Annotated in this window: 20 protein-coding genes and 1 pseudogene; 1 reads left to right on the top strand and 20 read right to left on the bottom strand. The window is 57.1% G+C overall.

The genetic code is table 11. The features are described from left to right. Window positions 1-46: 46 nt before the first annotated feature. The 9 genes and pseudogenes from LKE28_06985 to ptsP form a co-directional block, all read right to left on the bottom strand. Window positions 47-1,291 (bottom strand): DUF3798 domain-containing protein, encoded by a 1,245-nt coding sequence (locus tag LKE28_06985; protein MCH3907975.1) that lies wholly within the window; start codon window positions 1,289-1,291, stop codon window positions 47-49. A gap of 93 nt (window positions 1,292-1,384) precedes the next feature. Then, on the bottom strand, window positions 1,385-2,158 hold the full coding sequence (gene rlmB / locus LKE28_06980) for a 23S rRNA (guanosine(2251)-2'-O)-methyltransferase RlmB (protein ID MCH3907974.1): 774 nt from the start codon (window positions 2,156-2,158) through the stop codon (window positions 1,385-1,387). A gap of 8 nt (window positions 2,159-2,166) precedes the next feature. Next, a complete protein-coding gene (gene dnaJ / locus LKE28_06975) occupies window positions 2,167-3,306 on the bottom strand; it encodes a molecular chaperone DnaJ (protein ID MCH3907973.1) in 1,140 nt (379 codons plus the stop codon). A gap of 90 nt (window positions 3,307-3,396) precedes the next feature. Further along, window positions 3,397-5,334 carry a molecular chaperone DnaK gene (gene dnaK / locus LKE28_06970; protein MCH3907972.1) on the bottom strand — a complete coding sequence of 646 codons (1,938 nt, stop codon included), beginning with the start codon at window positions 5,332-5,334 and terminating at the stop codon, window positions 3,397-3,399. A gap of 92 nt (window positions 5,335-5,426) precedes the next feature. Continuing rightward, window positions 5,427-5,979: pseudogene (locus tag LKE28_06965) on the bottom strand (nucleotide exchange factor GrpE). A 195-nt stretch (window positions 5,980-6,174) separates the two neighbouring features. Next, on the bottom strand, window positions 6,175-7,788 hold the full coding sequence (locus LKE28_06960; GenBank protein MCH3907971.1) for a hypothetical protein: 1,614 nt from the start codon (window positions 7,786-7,788) through the stop codon (window positions 6,175-6,177). Window positions 7,789-7,799: 11 nt separating this feature from the next. After that, on the bottom strand, window positions 7,800-8,495 hold the full coding sequence (locus LKE28_06955) for an HAD family hydrolase (protein ID MCH3907970.1): 696 nt from the start codon (window positions 8,493-8,495) through the stop codon (window positions 7,800-7,802). Then, window positions 8,485-10,029, bottom strand: a complete 1,545-nt coding sequence (gene der, locus LKE28_06950; GenBank protein MCH3907969.1) for a ribosome biogenesis GTPase Der — start codon at window positions 10,027-10,029, stop codon at window positions 8,485-8,487. The genes LKE28_06955 and der overlap by 11 nt, the downstream gene beginning before the upstream one ends. Continuing rightward, window positions 10,010-11,728, bottom strand: a complete 1,719-nt coding sequence (ptsP, locus tag LKE28_06945) for a phosphoenolpyruvate--protein phosphotransferase (protein ID MCH3907968.1) — start codon at window positions 11,726-11,728, stop codon at window positions 10,010-10,012. The genes der and ptsP overlap by 20 nt, the downstream gene beginning before the upstream one ends. Before the next feature lie 67 nt (window positions 11,729-11,795). Between ptsP and LKE28_06940 the strand changes: the two genes are divergently transcribed. Further along, on the top strand, window positions 11,796-12,311 hold the full coding sequence (locus LKE28_06940) for a GerMN domain-containing protein (protein MCH3907967.1): 516 nt from the start codon (window positions 11,796-11,798) through the stop codon (window positions 12,309-12,311). Here LKE28_06940 and LKE28_06935 read toward each other — a convergent pair. The 11 genes from LKE28_06935 to rplO all read right to left on the bottom strand — a co-directional run bounded on the left by LKE28_06935 (window position 12,300) and on the right by rplO (window position 20,541). Beyond that, window positions 12,300-13,061, bottom strand: a complete 762-nt coding sequence (locus LKE28_06935; GenBank protein ID MCH3907966.1) for a TlyA family RNA methyltransferase — start codon at window positions 13,059-13,061, stop codon at window positions 12,300-12,302. The genes LKE28_06940 and LKE28_06935 overlap by 12 nt on opposite strands. After that, window positions 13,061-13,858: a TIGR00282 family metallophosphoesterase gene (locus tag LKE28_06930; protein ID MCH3907965.1), complete on the bottom strand. Its 798-nt coding sequence runs from the start codon at window positions 13,856-13,858 to the stop codon at window positions 13,061-13,063. The genes LKE28_06935 and LKE28_06930 overlap by 1 nt, the downstream gene beginning before the upstream one ends. Before the next feature lie 2 nt (window positions 13,859-13,860). Then, window positions 13,861-15,390: a ribonuclease Y gene (gene rny / locus LKE28_06925; GenBank protein MCH3907964.1), complete on the bottom strand. Its 1,530-nt coding sequence runs from the start codon at window positions 15,388-15,390 to the stop codon at window positions 13,861-13,863. Between the two features lie 160 nt (window positions 15,391-15,550). Continuing rightward, window positions 15,551-16,123 carry a 50S ribosomal protein L17 gene (rplQ, locus tag LKE28_06920; GenBank protein MCH3907963.1) on the bottom strand — a complete coding sequence of 191 codons (573 nt, stop codon included), beginning with the start codon at window positions 16,121-16,123 and terminating at the stop codon, window positions 15,551-15,553. Continuing rightward, window positions 16,113-17,180 (bottom strand): DNA-directed RNA polymerase subunit alpha, encoded by a 1,068-nt coding sequence (locus LKE28_06915; protein MCH3907962.1) that lies wholly within the window; start codon window positions 17,178-17,180, stop codon window positions 16,113-16,115. The genes rplQ and LKE28_06915 overlap by 11 nt, the downstream gene beginning before the upstream one ends. Window positions 17,181-17,190: 10 nt before the next feature. Beyond that, window positions 17,191-17,832: a 30S ribosomal protein S4 gene (rpsD, locus tag LKE28_06910; GenBank protein ID MCH3907961.1), complete on the bottom strand. Its 642-nt coding sequence runs from the start codon at window positions 17,830-17,832 to the stop codon at window positions 17,191-17,193. An 18-nt stretch (window positions 17,833-17,850) separates the two neighbouring features. Continuing rightward, complete coding sequence (gene rpsK, locus LKE28_06905; GenBank protein MCH3907960.1) at window positions 17,851-18,228, bottom strand: 30S ribosomal protein S11; 378 nt, start codon at window positions 18,226-18,228, stop codon at window positions 17,851-17,853. Window positions 18,229-18,242: 14 nt separating this feature from the next. Next, entirely contained in the window at window positions 18,243-18,608 is a 366-nt protein-coding gene (rpsM, locus tag LKE28_06900; GenBank protein ID MCH3907959.1) for a 30S ribosomal protein S13, read from the bottom strand. A 41-nt stretch (window positions 18,609-18,649) separates the two neighbouring features. Next, a complete protein-coding gene (rpmJ, locus tag LKE28_06895; GenBank protein MCH3907958.1) occupies window positions 18,650-18,766 on the bottom strand; it encodes a 50S ribosomal protein L36 in 117 nt (38 codons plus the stop codon). Between the two features lie 18 nt (window positions 18,767-18,784). Further along, a complete protein-coding gene (gene secY / locus LKE28_06890) occupies window positions 18,785-20,098 on the bottom strand; it encodes a preprotein translocase subunit SecY (GenBank protein MCH3907957.1) in 1,314 nt (437 codons plus the stop codon). Window positions 20,099-20,109: 11 nt separating this feature from the next. Further along, window positions 20,110-20,541: a 50S ribosomal protein L15 gene (gene rplO / locus LKE28_06885; GenBank protein ID MCH3907956.1), complete on the bottom strand. Its 432-nt coding sequence runs from the start codon at window positions 20,539-20,541 to the stop codon at window positions 20,110-20,112. Window position 20,542: the final 1 nt, after the last annotated feature.

Below are 20,542 nucleotides of genomic sequence, written 5' to 3'. Positions count from 1 at the left end.
AAGAAGGGGGGGATGACCTCCCCCCCCTTGGTATGTGCAAGGAAACCTACTTCAGTGTGAAGTACTTCTCCGGCACGGTGACGTCAGTAGCGTGCATGTAGCCTTTGCCCATCATGTACGTATCCTGATAGATCAACACGTGGTTCTTGGCGCGAACACCGGTGTCAACGTTGGTGTAGTAGCTGCCGTTCCACTTGGCGCCCGGGGTGTACTTGTTGTACGCCTTCATCAGGTCGGAAAGTTTGGTCAGCTCGCTCTTGCCATCCAACACGTTCATCGCATGCTGTCCAAGACCGGCGGTCGTGGTATAGCCATAGGAGAATGCCCAGGTGCCGAAGCGGCCTGCGCCACCCTTGGCGACCACAGCGGCCTCAACCTTCTTCAGAATGGCGGAGAAATCGCCCGCTTCCGCGGAAAGGTCGATGCCCAGGGCTCCAGGATAGCCCATCAACGGAGAAGGAAGGTCGGCTTCGATGAAGTAGCCGCCATAGGCGAGCAGCTGCTTGAGAAGCGGCTCGGTCTCCGCGTCGTTGGTGCAGAAGAACGCCGCTTTCTGGCCGTACTTCTCAATCCACGCGGGGACTTTCTCCAACATGTACTGCTGGGCACCCGGGATACCAACATCGCTGGTCGGATCCGGAGCGGTCTCCATGACGAACTTCATGCCAAGGTCCTCACAGGTCGCCCTCATGATGGCGACACGGCGGCTCATCGTCTCGTAGGAGAGGTGGCGCGGGAAGGAGATGTGGATGAAGGTGTCGCAGCCAAGCTCATGGGCGGTGTGGACCATCAGATAACCACGGGCGACGAAGTCGTTCTGGACGACCAGGTCGGACGCGCTCTCGATGACGGCCGGATCCTCATGCGCCTCACCAGCGATGGTCAGGATGTCAGGGCGCTTCTCCTTGATCCTGCGGAACGCCTCGGTCGTGCCAGGGACTGCCTGGTTGACGATGACGGCCTTCATCAACGGATCATCGGCGAGACCGGCGATCACACTGATGGTGGTCTCCGCTTCGTCCATGAAGTTGTCAGGATAGGTGACGTGCTGAATGATGCCACCGTCTTTGACGGCGCCATATTCCTTGATCAGTACCTCGGCACCACGAAGGTCATCCTCAGACTGGGATACCGTTCCGGTGACGACACCGATGTGATACTTCGGAGCAGCCGGTTTAGCGGCCGCGGCAGGTGCTGCGGCAGGCGCTGTGGCGGCAGGTTCGGAGCTTCCTTGCGCAAAGGCAAAGAAGGCCATCAACAAGCAGAGCAAAACAGCGAGCGTTTTTTTCATTGGTTCCTCACTCCTCTTTCATAGGATGGTACCATCTTATTGAGAGAAGCGGCAACTTGCAAGAATAAATGATATTTTATGACTGAAATATTCCTAATTCTGCATATTCGTTGAATCCGCCAACGGCTTTTGCCTGCGGAATTCATACAGGAGAATCCCCGTGGCGACGGAAACATTCAACGAATCAATATGTCCGGACATCGGGATGGAAACAATGAAATCGCACAGGGAACGGGTCATCTGACGGATTCCCGATCCCTCCGAGCCCATCACCAATACGGTGCGGGAGGAGAACTCGGTGGCATACGAAGAGGTTCCGCTCATGTCAGCGCCATACACCCAGAATCCACTGTTCTTCAGGGTGGTCAGCACCCGGTTCAGGTTGGTCTCCACCGCCATCGGCACGTACTGTGCCGCTCCGGAAGAGACTTTGGTCACCGTCTCGGTGGAACCGGCGGAATTGCGCTGGGGGACCACCACCAGATCCACGCCAAACTGGTCGGCAGAGCGGAGGATCGCTCCCAGATTGTGCGGGTCGGTGATCTCATCCAGCACCAGCACCACCGCCCCCTGACCTTCGGGAAGGGTTTTGAGAAACTGTTCCACTGAGGTCTGGATCAACCGGCCGCCACCCTTGCGGGGGCCTCCGATGTCCAGCACCACACCCCGGTGATCAGCATCGGGGACCATCCGGTCCATCTCGACCGGACTGATCCGTTTGATGGCGATCTTCCCGGTGAGCATCGCGGCGCGCTCCACATCGGCGTACGCCTTCCCCACCGACCGGGACACATACAGCGTGGAACCCATCGAAGCCACCTTGATGGCTTCCTCGATGTTATGTTTCCCGTAGACCTTCTCGCCCATCATTCACCTCATTGTTCGAACGTCACTGGAGAGGGATGGTCATCAGAGCCCATCGCCTCGGCAAGATCCTGCATCAACTTCTTGGCTTTCAGGCCAAGCCGCTTGGGGGTATCCACCTGAATCTTGATGTACAGGTCCCCACGCTCCGTGCTGTTCAGCTTTGGCGCTCCCTGGTCACGGACGCGAAGCAACTTGCCGCTCTGCGTCCCGCTGGGGATGTTGACCTTCAGCACCGTGCCATCCCAGTTGGTCACCTGGATGTCCGAGCCAAGGGCTGCCTGGGGGAACGAAACGGGGATCTGCAGGTACAGATCGGCGCCATCACGGACGAAGTACTTGTCCGGTTTGACGTTGATGTAGACATACAGGTCACCGGACTCCCCTCCGTTGGCTCCCGCATCCCCCATGCCGCGCAGCGTCATGTGGTTTCCGGTATCCACCCCGGCAGGAATGGTCACCCGCACCTTGGTCTGCTTGCGCTTGACGCCGCTGCCGTGGCAATCGGAGCAGGGATGATCGATCACCCGGCCGGTTCCACCGCAGGTCGGGCAGGTGGTGGCGATGGAGAAGAAACCGCTGTTGCGGCGCACCTGTCCACTGCCACCGCAGGTCGGGCAGACTTTCGTCCCTCCATCCCCGCCTTCACTTCCCGTTCCATGGCAGGTGTCGCACATCACCTGGTGGGCGTAGGAAATATCCACTTTCGTCCCGGCAAGCGCCTGGGCGAAATCAATCGTCACATCGTAGCGAAGGTTGGCGCCTGGCCCTGGGCCTTGCTGGCTTTGTCTGGCACCACCGCCGCCTCCCATGCCACCGCCGAAGAACGAGCTGAAGATATCCTCAAAACCGCCATGACCCCCGAAAATATCGGAGAAATCCTGGTAGACATGGGAATAATCATGCCCCGTCCCACCGGCGCCATCGATGCCGGCGAATCCAAACTGATCATAGGCGGCACGTTTCTTCTCGTCCCCCAGGACCTCGTAGGCTTCGGTGGCTTCCTTGAAGCGTTCCTCAGCAGCCTTGTCACCGGGATGGGTGTCCGGGTGGTTCTGCAACGCCAGCTTGTGGTAGGCTTTCTTTATCTGTTCCAGTGTCGCGTCCTTGGAGACGCCGAGCACTTCATAGTAATCACGTTTTGTCGCCATACAACCTCTTCCAACCCTTTAACATACATCATGTCGGCTTTTGGCCGACATGATGCACATTCAACCGATAGTGTAGCAGAAAACCGGCAATCAGTTCACCACCTCATAGTCGGCGTCATCAGGACCGTTGCCCTTGTGCTTCTTGGGCTCGTCCTTCTTGGGTTGCTCAGCCTGCTGCTGTTGCTGCTGGGCACCAGCATTGGCCTGGGCGTTGGCGCTTGCTGCCTTGTAGATCTCCTCGGAGAGCTTGTAGGCAGCCTCTTGGACGGCCTGGCTCTTCGCCTTGATCTCCTCAGCGGAGGCGTTCTGGTTGGCCAACGTGTTCTTCAGGTCGGTCAACGCGCTCTGGATCTTCACCTTCTCATCGGCGGACACCTTGTCACCGTAGTCTTTCAGAGACTTCTCGGTGCTGTACTGGATGCTTTCCGCTTCGTTGCGGGCGTCAATCTTCGAGCGGGCGTTCTTATCCTCTTCGGCATGCGACTCAGCGTCCTTCACCATCCGGTTGATCTCGTCATCGGAAAGACCGGAAGCTCCATCGATACGGATCTTCTGTTCCTTGCCAGTGCCAAGGTCCTTCGCCGAAACGTGGACGATGCCGTTGGCATCAATATCGAAGGACACCTCGATCTGAGGCACCCCACGCGGAGCGGCGGGAATACCAACCAGGTTGAACCGACCAAGCGACTTGTTCTGCGAGGCCATCTCACGCTCGCCCTGCAGGACGTTGATGGTGACTTCCGTCTGTCCATCAGCAGCCGTACTGAAGATCTGGCTCTTCTTGGTAGGAATCGTCGTGTTGCGCGGAATCATCTTGGTATCGACGCCACCGAGGGTCTCGATGCCCAGCGAAAGCGGCGTGACATCCAACAGGACGACGTCCTTGACGTCTCCGCCAAGAATACCACCCTGAATGGCGGCGCCCATGGCAACGACCTCATCCGGGTTGACGCCCTTACGCGGCTCTTTGCCGAAAATCTGGCGAACCGTCTCCTGGACTTTGGGGATACGCGTCGTACCACCAACCAGAATGACGTCATCAATATCATTGACCGTCAGGCCGGCGTCACGCAACGCATTCTGCACCGGCTGTTTGGACCGCTGGATCAGATCATCGACCAGCTCCTCGAATTTGGCGCGGGTCAACGTCATCTGAAGGTGCACCGGATTGCCACCAACGTTGCCGATATACGGCAGGTTGATCTCATAGCTCATCGTGGTGGACAGGGCGATCTTCGCCTTCTCCGCCTCGTCCTTCAGACGCTGCAGAGCGACCTTGTCGTTCTTCAGGTCAATGTTGTACTGTTTCTTGAACTCGCTGTTCATCCACTCGATGATGCGGGCATCGAAGTCATCACCGCCAAGGTGGGTATCACCGTTGGTGGACTTCACTTCGAAGACACCATCACCCAGCTCCAGGATGGAGACATCGAACGTACCACCACCGAAGTCGTAGACGACGATCTTCTCTTCCTTGGACGTATCCTTGTTCAGACCATAGGCAAGGGCGGATGCGGTCGGCTCGTTGACGATCCGCTTGACATCCAGACCGGCGATCCTGCCGGCGTCCTTGGTGGCCTGACGCTGCGAGTCATTGAAGTACGCGGGAACGGTGATGACCGCTTCCGTCACTTTCTCGCCAAGATAGGCCTCGGCGCTTTCCTTCATCTTCTGAAGGATCGCGGCGCTGATCTCTTCCGGCGAATACTGCTTGCCGTGAATCAACACACGGGCATAGCCTTCATTGCTGGCGACCACTTTGTACGGAACCTGTGCGGCCTCTTCCGTCACTTCACTGTATTTATGCCCCATGAACCGCTTGATGGAATACACCGTATTCTCAGCGTTTTTGATGATTTGGTTCTTCGCGGGCTGACCGACAAGGCGCTCGCCGCTGTCGGTGAACGCCACAATGGACGGAGTGGTCCGGGCGCCATCACTGTTGATGATGACTTTCGGCTCATTCCCCTCCATGACGGCGACACAGCTGTTTGTGGTGCCCAAATCAATACCAATAATCTTACCCATACTCTCTATCTCCTCACTTGTCGTTACCAATGTTCATATCAATCAATTGTTCTCTCGAACTGCTTGTAAAATACTCACGCCACGTGCAATCGTCAATTTTTTGCTTTCGGTTTCCCCAGCTTGACCTTCGCCGGGCGGAGCACTTTGCCATCGATGGTGTAGCCGGGGATCAAGGTCTCCAGGACAACCTCATCCTTCAGCTTCTCATCCTCGACGACCAGGAACACTTCCTGTTGGTTGTGGTCGTACGGCTTGCCCTCGGAATGCATCACTTCCAAGCCGTAGTTCTTCTGCAACATGGCAGAAGAGATTCGCTTGGATCATCTTCACCCCTTCCAGCATCTTGCCGTAGTCATCCCCTTTTTCCGCGGCTGCGACAGCACGTTGGAAATCATCCAACGTAGGGAGCAGATCCCTGACCATATTGGCCTTGGCGCGGGCGATCCCCTCGTCGCAATCACGGATGGCACGCTTACGCGCGTTGTCCATATCCGCGTACTTCAGAAGGATCAGATTGACTTTCTCCTGCAACGCGGCATTCTCTGCTTTCAGTTTGGTATTTTCTTCGGAAAGCTTGGCGTTCTCCGCTTTGGCATGTTCCAAATCGGCGTCATTGACCGGACGCTTGGCCTCCTTCTGGTCCATGGCCATATCCTGCTGCTTTTCCGGCGTTTTCGTCTCTTTGGACTGCTCAGTTGTTTCCATAGGTATCCCTCAGTTTTTCTAGGCCTTCCCGGAGCCGTCCGGAAACGCCCATGTTGTATTCTCACTGAATGTGTTACAAACCCACCCGGTAGATGCCTGTAAGGTACTGAGACAATCCGCTATCGTCAAGCCGCGTCAGCTCTCATCGTCCAGACGAATTTCTTCCTCTTTGCCGACAGGAACGTAACTGACCGTTTTCTCCGGTTTCTTCTTCCCCAACTCTTTCTCATCAGGGATATCCACCGGTTCCGGCTCCTTGTCCTCCGCCACAAACTCCGGCTCGAACTCCTGAAGGGGAAGCGGCTTGGCATCCTCCACAGGCTCCGGACTGGTCACCAGATCCTCAAGTTCAGGTATCGGTTCCTCGATGGCTTCCGGTTCCTCGATGGCTTCCGGTTCCTCGGTGGCCTCAGGTTCTTCGATGGCTTCAGGTTCTTCGATGGCTTCAGGTTCTTCGATGGCTTCAGGTTCCTCGGTGGCTTCGGGTTCCTCGGTGGCCTCGGGTTCCTCGGTGGCCTCCGGTTCTTCAGGAACTTGGGGTTCTTCAGGAGCTTCGGTGGTGGTCGGTTGGACGGGGTTGGTTGGAATGGGGGCGGGGATGATCACCGGCTGGGGGCGTTCCTCCCGTTCCTTGATGATGGCCGCTTTCTCTTCTTTCAGATGGTTCAATTCCTGATGCAGCGCCTGGGCTTCTTCCTGGATGGCATGGATGCTCTCCTCCATCTGTTTCTTCCGGTTCTCCTGGGAGACGATTTCCGCCTGAGCGGCGGCGATCTGCCGGGAATAGGAATCCAGACGCCGGGAGGCTTGGGCAAGGTTATCGGCACTTTTCGCTTCCAGCGATGAGGTGATCTCCTTGGTGGAAGCCAGTCTGCTGTCCAGTTCATTGATGAACACCTGGGAGGTGTGCACCATGGTGAGGAACGACGCGTCGATCTGCTCGATGGTCTGCTTGAACACCGTCTCCAGTTTCTGCGTGCTGGCGATGGTGAACGCGGAAAGATCCTTGTTCACCTGGGCGACGGAATCAGCCTGCAACTGGTTGAACTGCTCTTTGGAGGATTCGACCAGCGTATCGGTCTTCTGCCCCAACTGACGAAGCTCTTCCGTTTCTTTGTGTACGGCGGCGATGGCGGCGTCCTCCTCCTCTTGGAGGGTTGTCTTCAGTCCGGAGACGACATCCTTGCAATTCTGCATCGTCTTCTCCACCGTCTGCCTGGTATCTCCCAACCGCTGGAGTGTCTCCGCTTCCAGCGTGGAAATGGTTGCTTTGGAGGCGTCCAGATCGTTCTGGATGGCCTGCCGGGCCTGGGCGATCTCCTCGCGGAAACCAGCGATGACCGATTCGATCCGCTTCACCTCGGCGACCTGTTCGTTGACCAATTGGATCTTGCCCTCGGCTTGATCCGTCAGGGCGTTCAGCTGGACCATTACGTCACGGTAGTTGTTCATCACCGCCTGGAGTTTAGAAAGGTCTTCGCTACGGCCTTCCAGATCCAGGATCTTCGCGTCAATGGAACGCATCAGGTTGTGGACATTGTTGACCTGCGCGTTGATTTCATTGCTCGCCTGCTGGCTGGTCTCTTTCAGCTGGGATTCCGTCTTGCCCGCTTCGGAGCGGAATCGGCTGATCAACTCCATCACCCGGGAGAAGCTCTTTTCTTTCTTGTCCTCCGCGCGCAGCAGGAACATGATCACGAGCGTCAACAGGGACAATGCGAGGGATACCACAATCCACAACCGATCCATACAGACCTCCATTACCGAAACAAGGAAATCAGTCTCTGAAAAGAATGTACCACATATTCCGCCTCGGGGTACACGCTTCGACGGCCTCGGGAAAGCAGAACGGTATGCATTCCCGCCCCTTTGGCTCCCAGAACGTCCTTGTGATAACTGTCCCCGACGTACAACACCTGCCCTGCCGGCACCCCGATGGCGTCAAGAAGACGGGAAAACACCCGCCCGTCCGGCTTGAGGTATCCGATATCCTCGCTGGACAGGGCGACGTCCACCCATGGGGCGATGCCCAGGGCTTTGAGTTTCTCCACCAACGGGAAATCCGACAGGATGGCGATCCGGTAGCCCATGCGGTGGAGCTCTTCGACGGCAGAGCGCATTCCCTTCCGTCCATGGACGCTTCGGTACAGCACAGCCCAGCGGTGGTACATCTGCCGCTCCACCCGCCGGGTGATCCGGGCGATGGCCTTCTCACTGGGCTTTCTTCCCAGTGCGTTCAGCATCAGAAGGGACAGACGGCGGAGGTACCCTTCCCTGGTTTCCGGAAGGACCGGATCCGTCCCCTGCACCTCCCGGTAGCGTATCCTGGCCCGGTTGTATGCCCAGGCCAGCAAGGGATCAGGGAAACCGCTCAGGGTCATGCGCCACAGATAGGACCATTTCCCATACAGCGTGCCGTCGACATCGAACGCGACGACCTTGATCTCAGGATCCACGTTTGGAGGCGCTCGACTTCGCCCGTTTCTGCGCCCGTTCGATCGCTTTTCCCAACGCCGCCTTGTTGCCTGGCTTGACCGGCCGGGGACGCGGTTTGGCACGGCCGCCGGAGCGCGGGGCGGCCTTGGCCGCGGCATTCTTCTTGATATCCGTCAGCGACGGGGCCTTGGGAGCCCGGTCATGCAACGATGGATTGCGGGTCCGTTCCCTGAGATCCACCTCCACCGGGATCATGGTGAAGCCAAGATCACGCCGGATGCAGTTCTTCAGATACTGGATGTACATCGGCGGAAAGTCCTTGATCCGGTTGACGAACAGAAGGAACCGCACCGGGTTCACCCCGACCTGCGTGCCGTAGTACACCTTGTAATGGCCGGCTTCTCCGCGGGGTGGCTGGTATTTCTCCCCCCACTCCTTGATGGCGACGTTCAGTTGCGCCGTCTCCACCCGTTTGTTGTTCTGTCTCCAGACAGCCCATACGGTATCCAGAAGCTTGCCGATGTTCTTTCCGTCTTTGGCGGAGATGGGGACGAGCGGAGCGAATCCCAGGACGGGAAACAGGTACCGGGTCCGGTCCTCGATGGCGTTCAGCTGGTTCTGCGGGCCATGCAGCAGGTCGATCTTGTTCAGCACCAGAATGATGCCGCGGCCGCGGCGTACCACCAGGTTGGCGATCTTCTTGTCCTGTTCGGAGATGCCTTCCTCGCTGTCGATCATCAGGAGCACCACGTCCGCTTCCTCGATCGCCTTGATGGACCGGTTGACCGAGTAGTACTCCACGTCATCACTGACCTTCCCCTTGCGGCGGATTCCCGCCGTGTCCATCACGGAGAACAGGGTGTTCTTGTAGGTGAAGCGGCTCTGGACCACATCCCGCGTCGTGCCGGGGATGTCGCTGACCAGCGACACCTCTTCCCCGACCAGCAGGTTGGTCAGCGTGCTCTTGCCGGTGTTGGGCTTGCCCATGATGGCGATCTTCACCGTCGCCTCTTTCTCCGGCGCTTCCTCCACGGTGGTCAGATCCAGCATGCCCATCAGGCAGTCTTCCAGTTCATCCATTCCCAGACCATGGGCGGCGGAGATGCCGACAACCCGCTGGAACCCGTACTGGAAGAAATCCCAGACCAGGTTCTGCCGCTTCTCATCATCCACCTTGTTGACCACCAAAACCACCTTGTCGGTGTAGGGACGCAGATCTTCCATGATCTGGCGATCCTCTCCGGTCACCTCGGTGCAGTCCATCAAAAACAAAATGGCGTCGCTGGAGGCGAACAGCGAGACGCTCCGGTCGGTCACCAGGTCGTCCAATCCTTCCTTCTCCTGCTTGATGCCGCCGCTGTCCACCAGCGTGACCGGGTGGTTGCCCAGATACCACCGTTCCTCGATGGCGTCCCGGGTCACCCCGGGTTCCGGGCTGGTGATGGCCCGCCGTTTGCCAAGCAGACGGTTGAACAACGTCGATTTGCCGACATTGGGCCGTCCGATGATCGCTACGACAGGAATCTTGCCCGTCTCATTCTGATATTCGCTCATGGTGTTCCATCCAATCCTTCATGTACGCTTTGATGGCCTCGCTTTCGTCCAGCCGTAACACGGCTTCGGCCAGTTGCTGGCATTCGGCGTACGTCACCATTCTCAGGCTACGTCGCACCGCCAGCACCGACTGGGGGTCCATCGAAAATTCATCCAGTCCCAATCCGCACAGCAACGGGGAGAGGAAACTGTTGCCCGCCATCTCTCCGCACATCCCCACCGGGATGTGGGCGGCGTGCCCTTTGTCGATGATCATCTTGATGGACCGCAGCACGGCGGGGTGCAACGGCTGGTACAGGTAGGCGATCTTCTCATTGCCGCGGTCGACCGCCAACGTGTACTGGATCAAGTCATTGGTTCCGATGGAGAAGAAGTCCACCTTCCCCGCCAACAGATCGGCGCACAAGGCCGCCGACGGTACCTCGATCATCGTCCCGATCTGCACGTCATGGTCGTACGGGATGTGCTGGGCATCCATCCCCTGCTTCACATGCTCCAGCACGGCCAGGACATCATCCAGCTCCTTCACGCCGCTGATCATCGGGAACATGATCCTGAGTTTTCCAAACACACTGGCGCGGAGCAACGCGCGTAACTGTACCGAGAAAATGTCCTTTCGTGCAAGACAGAAGCGGACGGCCCTCCACCCCAGAATGGGGTTCTGCTCGTCAATGCCCAGGCCGGGGACCACTTTGTCTCCGCCGATGTCAAACGTACGGATGGTCACCGGCTGGGGCGCCATCGCCTGGATGACCGACTTGTAGTTCTCAAACTGGACGTCCTCGGAGATTTTCTCCCCGCCTTCGATGATCAGATACTCGGAGCGGTACAACCCGATGCCATCCGAGCCGACCTGCTTGACCAGCGGGACCTCACGGACCATCTCGATGTTGGAGAGGATCACCATGGCGTGTCCGTCCTGGGTCACCGTGGGCAGTTTTGACAGCTCATCCAGCTGGTGATGCTCCCGCTCCATCCGCTCGTTCCGTTCCTTGACCATCTGCCGGGTGCTCAGTTCAGGACGGACGAACACCTCGCCGTAGTTGCCGTCGACGATCACCTCGTCGCCGCTGTGCACCTTGGAGCTGAACGACCCCAGGGCGAGCACCGTGGGAATGCGGAGCGAACGGGTCAGAATGGCGATGTGGCTGGTGGAGCCGCCGCCGTCCAGCGCGATGCCCAGCACATGGGTCTTGTCGATGGAAAAGAGTTCGGAAGGCAGCAGTTTGTCGGCAACCAGGATCACGTCACGGTCAAGGTGGGACAGACCGTGCTGGGGCTGGCCTTGCAGCACCCGGATGATCTGCAGCGAAACATCCTCGAAATCGGCGGCACGTTCACGGAACAGGGCGTCCTTGCTGGAGACCAGCGGTTTGGTCATCTCATCGATCGTCGCCTTCACCGCCCAAGTGGCCGTCACCTGCTCGTTCTGGATCATCGTGTCCACCGCGCGGATGAACTCAGGATCCCCCAGCATCATGCGGTGCGTCTCAAGAATATCCTTTGACGCCGCGTCGTCCTCCATCTCGGAGAGTTCGATGGAGACCTTCTCCACCGCCGTATGGAAACGATCCACCTCTTTCTGTACCCGGGAAGGTGGAATATGCTCCTTTTCGGTGACGAGCGCGGAATGCAGATAGACCAGCGCGGGTCCGTCCGCCAAACCGGATGAAGAAGGGATGCCAGTCATGATTCTCATGATACAACATCATACCCTTGATTCCAAAACGTTGTAAAGCGTACAAGAAATTACTACACTTCCACGTATGGAACACAAAGGCCACCGCATGCCGCTTCTCTGGCTGATCTGGTTCGTCGCCATGGCGGTGACGGTCATCATCGCCCGTCCGGTGATCCTCCGTTCCATCGCCCAAAGCGGCGTACCTGAGGCGATCGAGAGCCAGACGGAAAAGCAGGTCGCCACCGGCTATCGCGCCGTCCAGGCCGCATTCGTCACCCTCCGCGGAGATATCCAGCTGTTTCCCATCACCCAGAAACGGATGGGCGGTGATGTCTATCATGATACGTTGGAAGCGTTGCTCGCAGGACCGGACCAGGCCGCCATCGCCGAGGGGGCGGTGACGTACATCGCATCGGGGACAAACCTCATTGGCTGCAGCTTGAGCAACCGCGTGTTGTTCATCAACCTGAGCAAGACGTTCCTCGCCTCCACAGAGATCCAGCGGGCGTTCACGCAAGTGGAAACCACGGCGCTTGCCGTCGGCGGGGTGAAAACCATCGTACTGTTGGTGGAAGGAGAACCGTTCTCCTTAGAGCCGTGAGGCAAACGCCTCTTCGTCCAGACCGTTTCCCGGCACCAGCAACGCCAGATACTCCACGTTGCCTTTGGCCCCTTTGATCGGGCTCCTGGTCACATCCTTCACTCCTACACCGTCCCGACGGAGAAGCTGGTAGACGGACCGCATGATATGCGAAAGAAGCACCGGGTCCTCCACCACGCCATGGAAGCCGGGAAGGCCCTTGGGTGTCTCAAACTGGGGTTTGATCAACGAGATCAGAAATGTGCCGCCGACCAGCGAGAGGATGTGGGACGCGGCCCCGGCGATGGAACGAAAGGAGAGGTCACAGACGGCCCCGACCGGAGGAGGCTGCAACATCCCCTGGGAAAGGGTCATGATGTTCTGCTTCTCATGGACAATGACCCTGCTGTCGCTGCGCAGGCTCCAATCCAGCTGGTTGGTGCCGACATCCACCGCGTGGACCATCGATGCGCCGTGCTTGAGAAGACAATCGGTGAAGCCTCCGGTGGAAGAGCCGGCATCCAGCATCACCAGGCCGTCCACTGAAACGGAAAAGGCAGAGAGGGCGTGCTCCAGTTTGGTGCCGCCGCGGGACACATATTTCTCGAAATCAAGGGAAAGGGGAACGTCACAGGGAAACAACCGCTTGGGATCGGCGCATATCTCTCCTGCCACCCGGACGTTCCGGCAGACGATGTATGCCGTGAGCGTGTCGCGGGAGTCTTCAGGATATCGGTTCGCCAAAAGGTCAAGCAGGGGCCGTTTCTTCATCAAAGGTACGTTTTCTGGATCCGCTGGATGGAGAGCGCCTTGCCGCTGTCCATGTCAATGTCGATCACCACACCCTGGATCACCGGGCTGTGGTCGGCGATGGCGTTCCTCAGCGGCATTTGGGAAAGCTGTTTTTCCACCGCGCCTTTGGGGTCGCTTCCGATGACGGAATCCTGGGGACCGCAGAATCCCAGGTCGGTCAGGTATGCTGTTCCACCGGGCAGGATCTTGGCGTCATCTGTCTGCACGTGGGTATGGGTCCCCACCACGGCGCTTACCTTGCCGTCCAGGTAGAAGCCCAGCGCTTCCTTCTCATCGGTCACCTCGGCATGAAAATCCACCAGAATGATCGGGCTCTGCCGCCGCGCTTTGACGGCAAGTTCATGTCCGATCCGGAAGGGATCATCGATGGCCGGCAGTTCCTGCCGTCCCTGCAGGTTGATCACCACGACCGGTCCCAGTTTTGAGGTGAACACCCCGATGCCGTGGCCTTTCACCCCTGCCGGGTAGTTGGCCGGCCGAAGCAACCTGCTCTCACTGTCCAGATACGGCAGGATATCCTCCTGCTGCCAGATATGGTTCCCGCTGGTGATCACATCCACGCCCAACGAGAAGAACTGGTTCATCTGGGGTACGGAAAGTCCGAACCCATCCGCAGCGTTCTCCCCATTGACGACGACGAAATCCGCGCGGACTTCCTTCACCAACGATTGCAATCCTACAAACAACGCCCTGCACCCGGGTTGTCCGCAGACATCCCCGAGCATCAGGGCGCGAAACAGACGTTTCTCAGCCATGACTACCTTGCGTACTCCACCACCCGTGTCTCACGGATGATGGTCACTTTGATCCTTCCGGGATAGCGGAGCTCCGCTTCGATCCGCTCGGCGATCCCTTTGGCGATCTCCTTCGCTTTCTCGTCGGAGACCTTCTCGTTGTTCACCATGATGCGCAACTCACGTCCCGCCTGAATGGCGAACGCGCTGTCCACGCCTTCGAAGCTCATGGCGATCTTCTCCAATGACTCAAGCCGCTTGATGTAGTTGTCCAGCGTCTCGCGGCGGGCACCCGGCCGGGCGGCCGAGATGGCGTCGGCGATCTGGACGATCACCGCTTCCGGAGTCTGGGGCTCCACATCGTTGTGGTGGGCCAGAATGGCGTTGACCACCCGGGGATCCTCCCCCAGCCGTTTGGCCAGGTCCGCTCCCAACTCGGCGTGGTTGGCGTCGCTTTCCGACTCGATGCCTTTGCCGATGTCATGCAGCAGGCCCGCGCGCATGGCAAGCTGGCTGTCCGCCCCGACTTCGCTGGCGATCATACCGGCAAGCAACGCAACTTCCTTGCTGTGGTTCAGCACGCTCTGGCCGTAACTGGTACGGAAATACAGACGGCCCAAGGCGCGGATTGTTTCCTGGCTCATGTTGCTGATGCCCAGGTCGAACACCACCGACTCGCCCTGGTCCATGATGATCCGGGACACTTCCTTGGTCACCTTGTTGACCACTTCCTCGATCCGTGCCGGATGGATCCGTCCATCCTGCACCAGACGTTCCAGAGAAACACGGGCGATTTCCTTGCGCACCGGGTCAAAACAGGAAAGCACCACCGCTTCCGGGGTATCATCGATGATGACGTCCACCCCGGTGAGTGTCTCCAAGGTGCGGATGTTCCGGCCTTCCCGGCCGATGATCCGCCCTTTCATCTCATCACTGGGCAGAGACACGGACGCGACGGTGGTATCCCCCGTCACTTCGGTGGCCAGTCTCTGGATGGAGGAAATGATGATGTCACGGGCTTTCTTTTCCGCAGTCAGCTGCGCTTCCTGTTCGATCTTGTTGATCTCCAGTTGCGCGTCCCGCTTGGCGCTTTCCTGCATCTGCGCCATGATGACTGCCTTCGCTTCGTCAGCGGTCATTGACGCGATCTTTTCCAGTTCCTTGATCAGGCTGGCTTCTTTCTCGCCAATCGCCTGCTCACGCTTTTGCAACGCAGTTTCCTGCTCGCCCAATTGCGTTTTTATGGCATCCAGTTCGGTTTGCTTGTGCTCCAGGCTCTCTTCTTTATCCTGTAAGCGACGCTCTGTCCTTTGGAGTTCGCTCCGTCTTTCCCTTTCTTCTCGTTCCTGCTGCTGCTGTTCTATCAGCAGTTGATTGCGAGTCTCAAGCACGAGCTCTTTGCTCTTTGCTTCCGCTTCCTTTATCGCTTCGCGGCTCAGGCGCTCAGCGCGCTGTTCCACCGACGTAAGCTTAAATTTCGCATACAGCCAACGGCATAACCAACCAATTGCAATCCCAACAAACGCAATCAGGAGGTACATTAAAATATTCATGGAACCCCCCTAATTGTATTGGTAACATTCTAGTTATGCCATCAGTACTTGTCAAGGTTCGTCGTTTTTTCATACAAGCACAAAAAAACCGCCATCCCGTAGGACAGCGGCTTCGTCAGATATCTGACTTGCAATGGTACGTTTGACGGAAATCCGGGTCTTATTTGTCCCCGCCACCGGCACCGCCGGCCATCGTCTTGCGTACACTCGCGGCCTTCTGCATTCCTGCTCTGGCCTTTGCTGAACGGACAGAGGTTGCATGCTTCTTGACGGCTTTATCCTCCGTCTTCGGCTCCTCGGTCTTCTTCTCGGCTTTCTTCTCAGCCTTGGCTTCCTTGGTGGCAGCCTTCTTCTCCGCCTTCTTCTTCTCCGCTTCGGTCTTCTCCACCAACTCCAGGATCACCATCTCGGCTGCGTCGCCAAGACGATTGCCTGTCTTCAGGATTCTGGTGTATCCGCCGTTGCGCTCCTTGAAGAGCGGCGCGATTTCGGTGAACAGCTTGTCCACGACCGCCTGGTCAGCAATATCCTTGCTGACGATACGGCGCTGATGGACGCCATCCACTTTGGCGCGTGTGATCATCTTTTCGGCCATCTTGCGGACCTCAAGCGCCTTCTGCCTGGTGGTCTCGATCCGTTCATATCTGAACAGTGAAGTCACCATGGAACGCTTCAGGGCCCGGCGTTCCGCCGAACGCCGATCCAGCGCGTTGAATCCAATCCTATGCTTCATTCTTTGTATCCTCTTCCTTCTTCTCGGCTGCACCGGGGACCTTGATAGCGGTCTTCAGTACGCTGTAGTCTGTCATTCCGAGACTCAGGTTCCACTCTTTGAGTTTCTCCTTGATCTCCTGGAGGCTCTTCTTTCCGAAATTCCTCGTCTTGGCGATCTCATCCTCGGTCTTCTTGGTCAAATCTCCGATCGTCCTGATGTTGGCGTTCTTCAGGCAGTTGGAGGACCGCACGGTCAGCTCCAGTTCCTCGACGGAAGTGTTCAGGATCTTGCGGACCCGTTCCTCTTCCTCGTCAACCTCATCGTTGCTGTTGATCAGGGTCTCATCAAAGTTGATGAAGATCTGGAAATGATCCTTGGCGATCTTCGCCGCTTCGGCAAGCGCGTTCTGCGGTGCGATGGTCCCGTCGGTGTACACTTCCAGCGTCAGCTTGTCGTAGTCGTTGCGATAGCCAACCCTGGTCGGTTCGATGGAGTATTTCACCCGTTTGACCGGAGAGAAGCACGCATCGATGGGGATGGTGCCGATCTCTTCGATGTACTTCTCGTTCAATTCGGACGGAACATAGCCCCTTCCGAGATCGATTTGGACTTCCATCTCAAGATTTGCATCATCCATCATGGTGAAGAGAACCAGATCCTTGTTGGTGATCTCTACTTGGTCACGCTCCAAGTTCGCCCCGGTGATGACGCCCGGCCCTTTGCATTCGATCAGCAGGTTCGTGCCTTCCGAATCCTCAGGCATCCGGATCTGCAGCTTCTTCAGAGCGGCGATGATGTCCGTGATATCCTCACGAACGCCAGGAAGCTGCTCGAACTCGCTGCTGATCAGATGGGGTGCGCCATCCTCGTTGAAACTGGTGAACTTCACGGCAGTGACCGCATACCCCTGGATAGAGGAAAGGAGCACTCTGCGGAGCGTATTGCCGATGGTTGTTCCAAAGCCTCTCTCAAACGGATAGGCGATGAACTTCCCGTAATTAGGCTCTACTGCGCTATGCTCGAATGTTATCCCCTTGGGCTTCTTGAAACCCTTCAGAAGGTTTTTGCGTGCCATGAACTACTCCTTACTTGGAATACAACTCGACGACCAGCTGTTCGTTGATCTTCTCGAGCTCGGTTACTTCACTTCTTCTCGGAACGGCAACGAAGGTTCCCTTCATTGTATCCGGATCCAACGTGAGCCACGGATTGACGCCACTCTTGGAGTATTCCATCAGGCTCTGCTTGATGGCGACCATCTTCTGGCTCTTCGGGGCGACACTGACCACATCCCCCGCCTTCAGCCGGTAGGAAGGAATGGTCACCCGCTTCCCATTGACCTGGATATGGCCATGGTTGACGAGTTGCGCCGCCTGGTTGCGGCTGGTTGCGAAATGCAGGCGGAATACCACATTGTCCAGACGTGACTCCAGAAGGCTGATCAACGTCTCACCGGTTTTCCCGGGGATACGGGCAGCTTCCTTGAAGGTCAGCTTGAACTGCTTCTCCAGCATGCAATACGTTCTCTTGAGTTTCTGCTTCTCCCGCAACTGCAGGCCGTACTCGGTCGGCTTCTTTGCGCGAGCATGCGGATCTTTGCCCGGAAGCCCTACATTCCTAGCGTCGGTCAACGGGCACTTACCGGTGTGGCACCGCTCTCCCTTGAGGAACAGCTTGGTCTTCTCAGCTCTGCAATATCTGCATTTAGGTCCAGTATATCTTGCCATAACTTTCCTTACTCCTCATCACACTCTTCTGCTCTTGCGAGGTCTGCAACCATTGTGGGGGATCGGAGTGCAGTCACGGATGGACTTGACCTTCAGGCCAAGCACACCAAGCGTCCTGATGGCGCTCTCACGCCCTACACCAGGTCCCTTCACAAACACGTTGACTTCCTGCAGCCCGTTGTCGATGGCCGCTTTGGCGGCTTTCTCACACGTGGTCTGCGCGGCATACGGAGTGGACTTCTTGGCACCGCGGAACCCAAGCCCGCCGGCGCTTGCCCAAGAAACAGCATTCCCCTGTAAATCCGTAATCGTGATGATGGTATTGTTGAAGGTCGCCTGAATGTAGCAGTTCCCCTCATATACCGTCTTCTTCACTTTGCGTTTCGTATTCGCCATTTCTTTCCTGCTCCTTATTTCTTCTTCGCCGCTACGGTCTTCTTCTTACCCTTACGGGTACGGGCGTTGGTTCTTGTCCGCTGTCCGCGTACCGGAAGACCCTTACGATGACGCAGGCCACGGTAGCAGCCGATGTCCATAAGGCGCTTGATGTTCAGGGCCACTTCCGTGCGGAGCCGTCCCTCAACCTTGTAATTCTCATCGATGACCTTGCGGACCGCCGCCAAGTCATCATTCGAAAGGGTGTTGATGTTTGCGTTCGGATCAATCTTGCTCTTCTCGCAAATATCCATTGCCGTTTTTCTGCCGATACCATAGATATAGGTCAGTGCGATCTTCGCCGCTTTGTTCGGCACATCTACACCTGCAATTCTAGCCATTCGTGGTCTCCTTCCTTTAACGGGTAGGCTTTCGCCGAACCTTAGCCTTTCTGCCTCTGCTTGTGCTTCGGATTCTCGCAGATGATATGCACGACGCCATTGCGGCGTACAACCTTGCACTTGTCACAGATCGGCTTCACACTTGCTCTTACTTTCATGATTCCAAGCTCCTCAGCCTATAGACTTCTGTTTTTGCCCACTTTGGTGAACCCATCGTAGTGGTGCATCTTCATCAACCCTTCCACCTGCCGCATCGTGTCGAGGTCGACGCCGACCAAAATGATCAACGACGTGCCGCCGAACAGCATCGCGACGGAAGACGGGAAGTTAAACAACTTCTGTACCAACGTGGGGATCAAGGCGATGAAGGCCAGGAAGATGGCGCCAGGGAGCACGATGCGGTTGAGCACCTTGGTCAGATACTCTTCCAGCTTCTCGCTCCGGACACCTGGTACGGAACCACCGTTTTCACGGATCTGCTTCGCCATCTCTACCGGGTTCATGCTCACCTGGGTATAGAAGAACGCAAACGCTATGATCAACAGGGTGTAGATAATCAGATAGGGGGCTCCCTGCGGATTCAACCAATTCGCGAACCGCGCCAACCAACGGACCTGCGGTCCGAGGGACGTCGCGATCTGCAATGGGAATGAAAGCAGCGCGCTCGCGAAAATGACCGGGATAACGTTGGACGGGTTGATCTTGAACGGGATGTAGGTGTTCTGCGCACCGTACATCTTCCGTCCGACCACACGCTTGGCGTAGTTCACCGGAATCTTGCGAACTCCCTGCTCTTCATACACAACCAATGCGACGACGATGACGAACATCACCAGGACCACCACCACGACGATCGGGTTCAGCGTTCCCGCGGAAACGCTCTTCACCAGCGTGACCATTGCGTCAGGGATACGGGCGACAATGCCTGCGTAGATCAGCAGGCTGATGCCGTTTCCCACACCCCACTGGGTGATCTTGTCACCAAGCCAGACCAGATACATCGATCCGGTCGTGACGGTGAGCATCGCGATCAACGTGAACGGCACAATCCCCATGGTCAGAACGTTCGGAATGGACTTCGCGTAGATCGTGACCACGTATGACTGAATCAGACACACAGCAATCGTCCCGTAGCGGGTGTACTGCTGAATCTTCTTCTGTCCGGAGGGATCCTCAGCCAACTTCTTGAGAGACGGCATAATCAACAGCAACAACTGGATGATGATCTGGGTGCTGATGTAGGGCATGACGCCTAGCATGAAGAGGGAGAAATTGGAAAACGCGCCGCCAGAGAAAAAGTTCAGGTATTCGGTTAGTCCGAAGTTCGAACTGTTGCTCTGTGACAGAAAATAGGTTTTCAGGACTTGGGGATCCACGCCAGGAATAGGAATGACCGCCCCGACCCTGCTGATGACCAGCAGGCCCAGGGTGATCAGAATCTTCTTCCTGAGATCCTTAATCCGAAACATCTCAACCAAGGAGTTTGCCATAACGCCCTTCTTTATTTGATCTCGCCACCCGCAGCCTTGACCTTCTCACCAGCCGCTGCGGAAACCTTCAGCCCTTCAATGACCAGTTTCTTGGTCAGTTCCCCGTCGCAGAGGATCTTGACCAGAGTCCGGCATCCACGAACCAACCCTTTGTCCTTCAGGGCATCGAGCGTCACCGTGTCGCCATCATTGAAGTTGGCGTTCAACACATCAAGGGAAATCGGCAAATATTCCTTCTTGAACGGGTAGTTGGAGAAACCTCTGCGCGCCACACGGCGATACATCGGCATCTGTCCACCTTCAAACCCCGGAGCGACCCCGCCACCGGAACGAGAGTTCTGCCCCTTGTTTCCTTTGCCGCAGGTTCTGCCTTTGCCGCCGATCCCACGACCGACGATGGTCTTCTTTGTATGCGCACCAACCGGTACTTGAATCTGTGCCATG

The organism is Sphaerochaeta sp. (genome assembly GCA_022482495.1).
In the GTDB taxonomy this organism is placed as follows: domain Bacteria; phylum Spirochaetota; class Spirochaetia; order Sphaerochaetales; family Sphaerochaetaceae; genus RUG023.
Note: the sequence above shows the minus strand (reverse complement) of the source record. Positions and strands in the feature narration are given on the sequence as shown.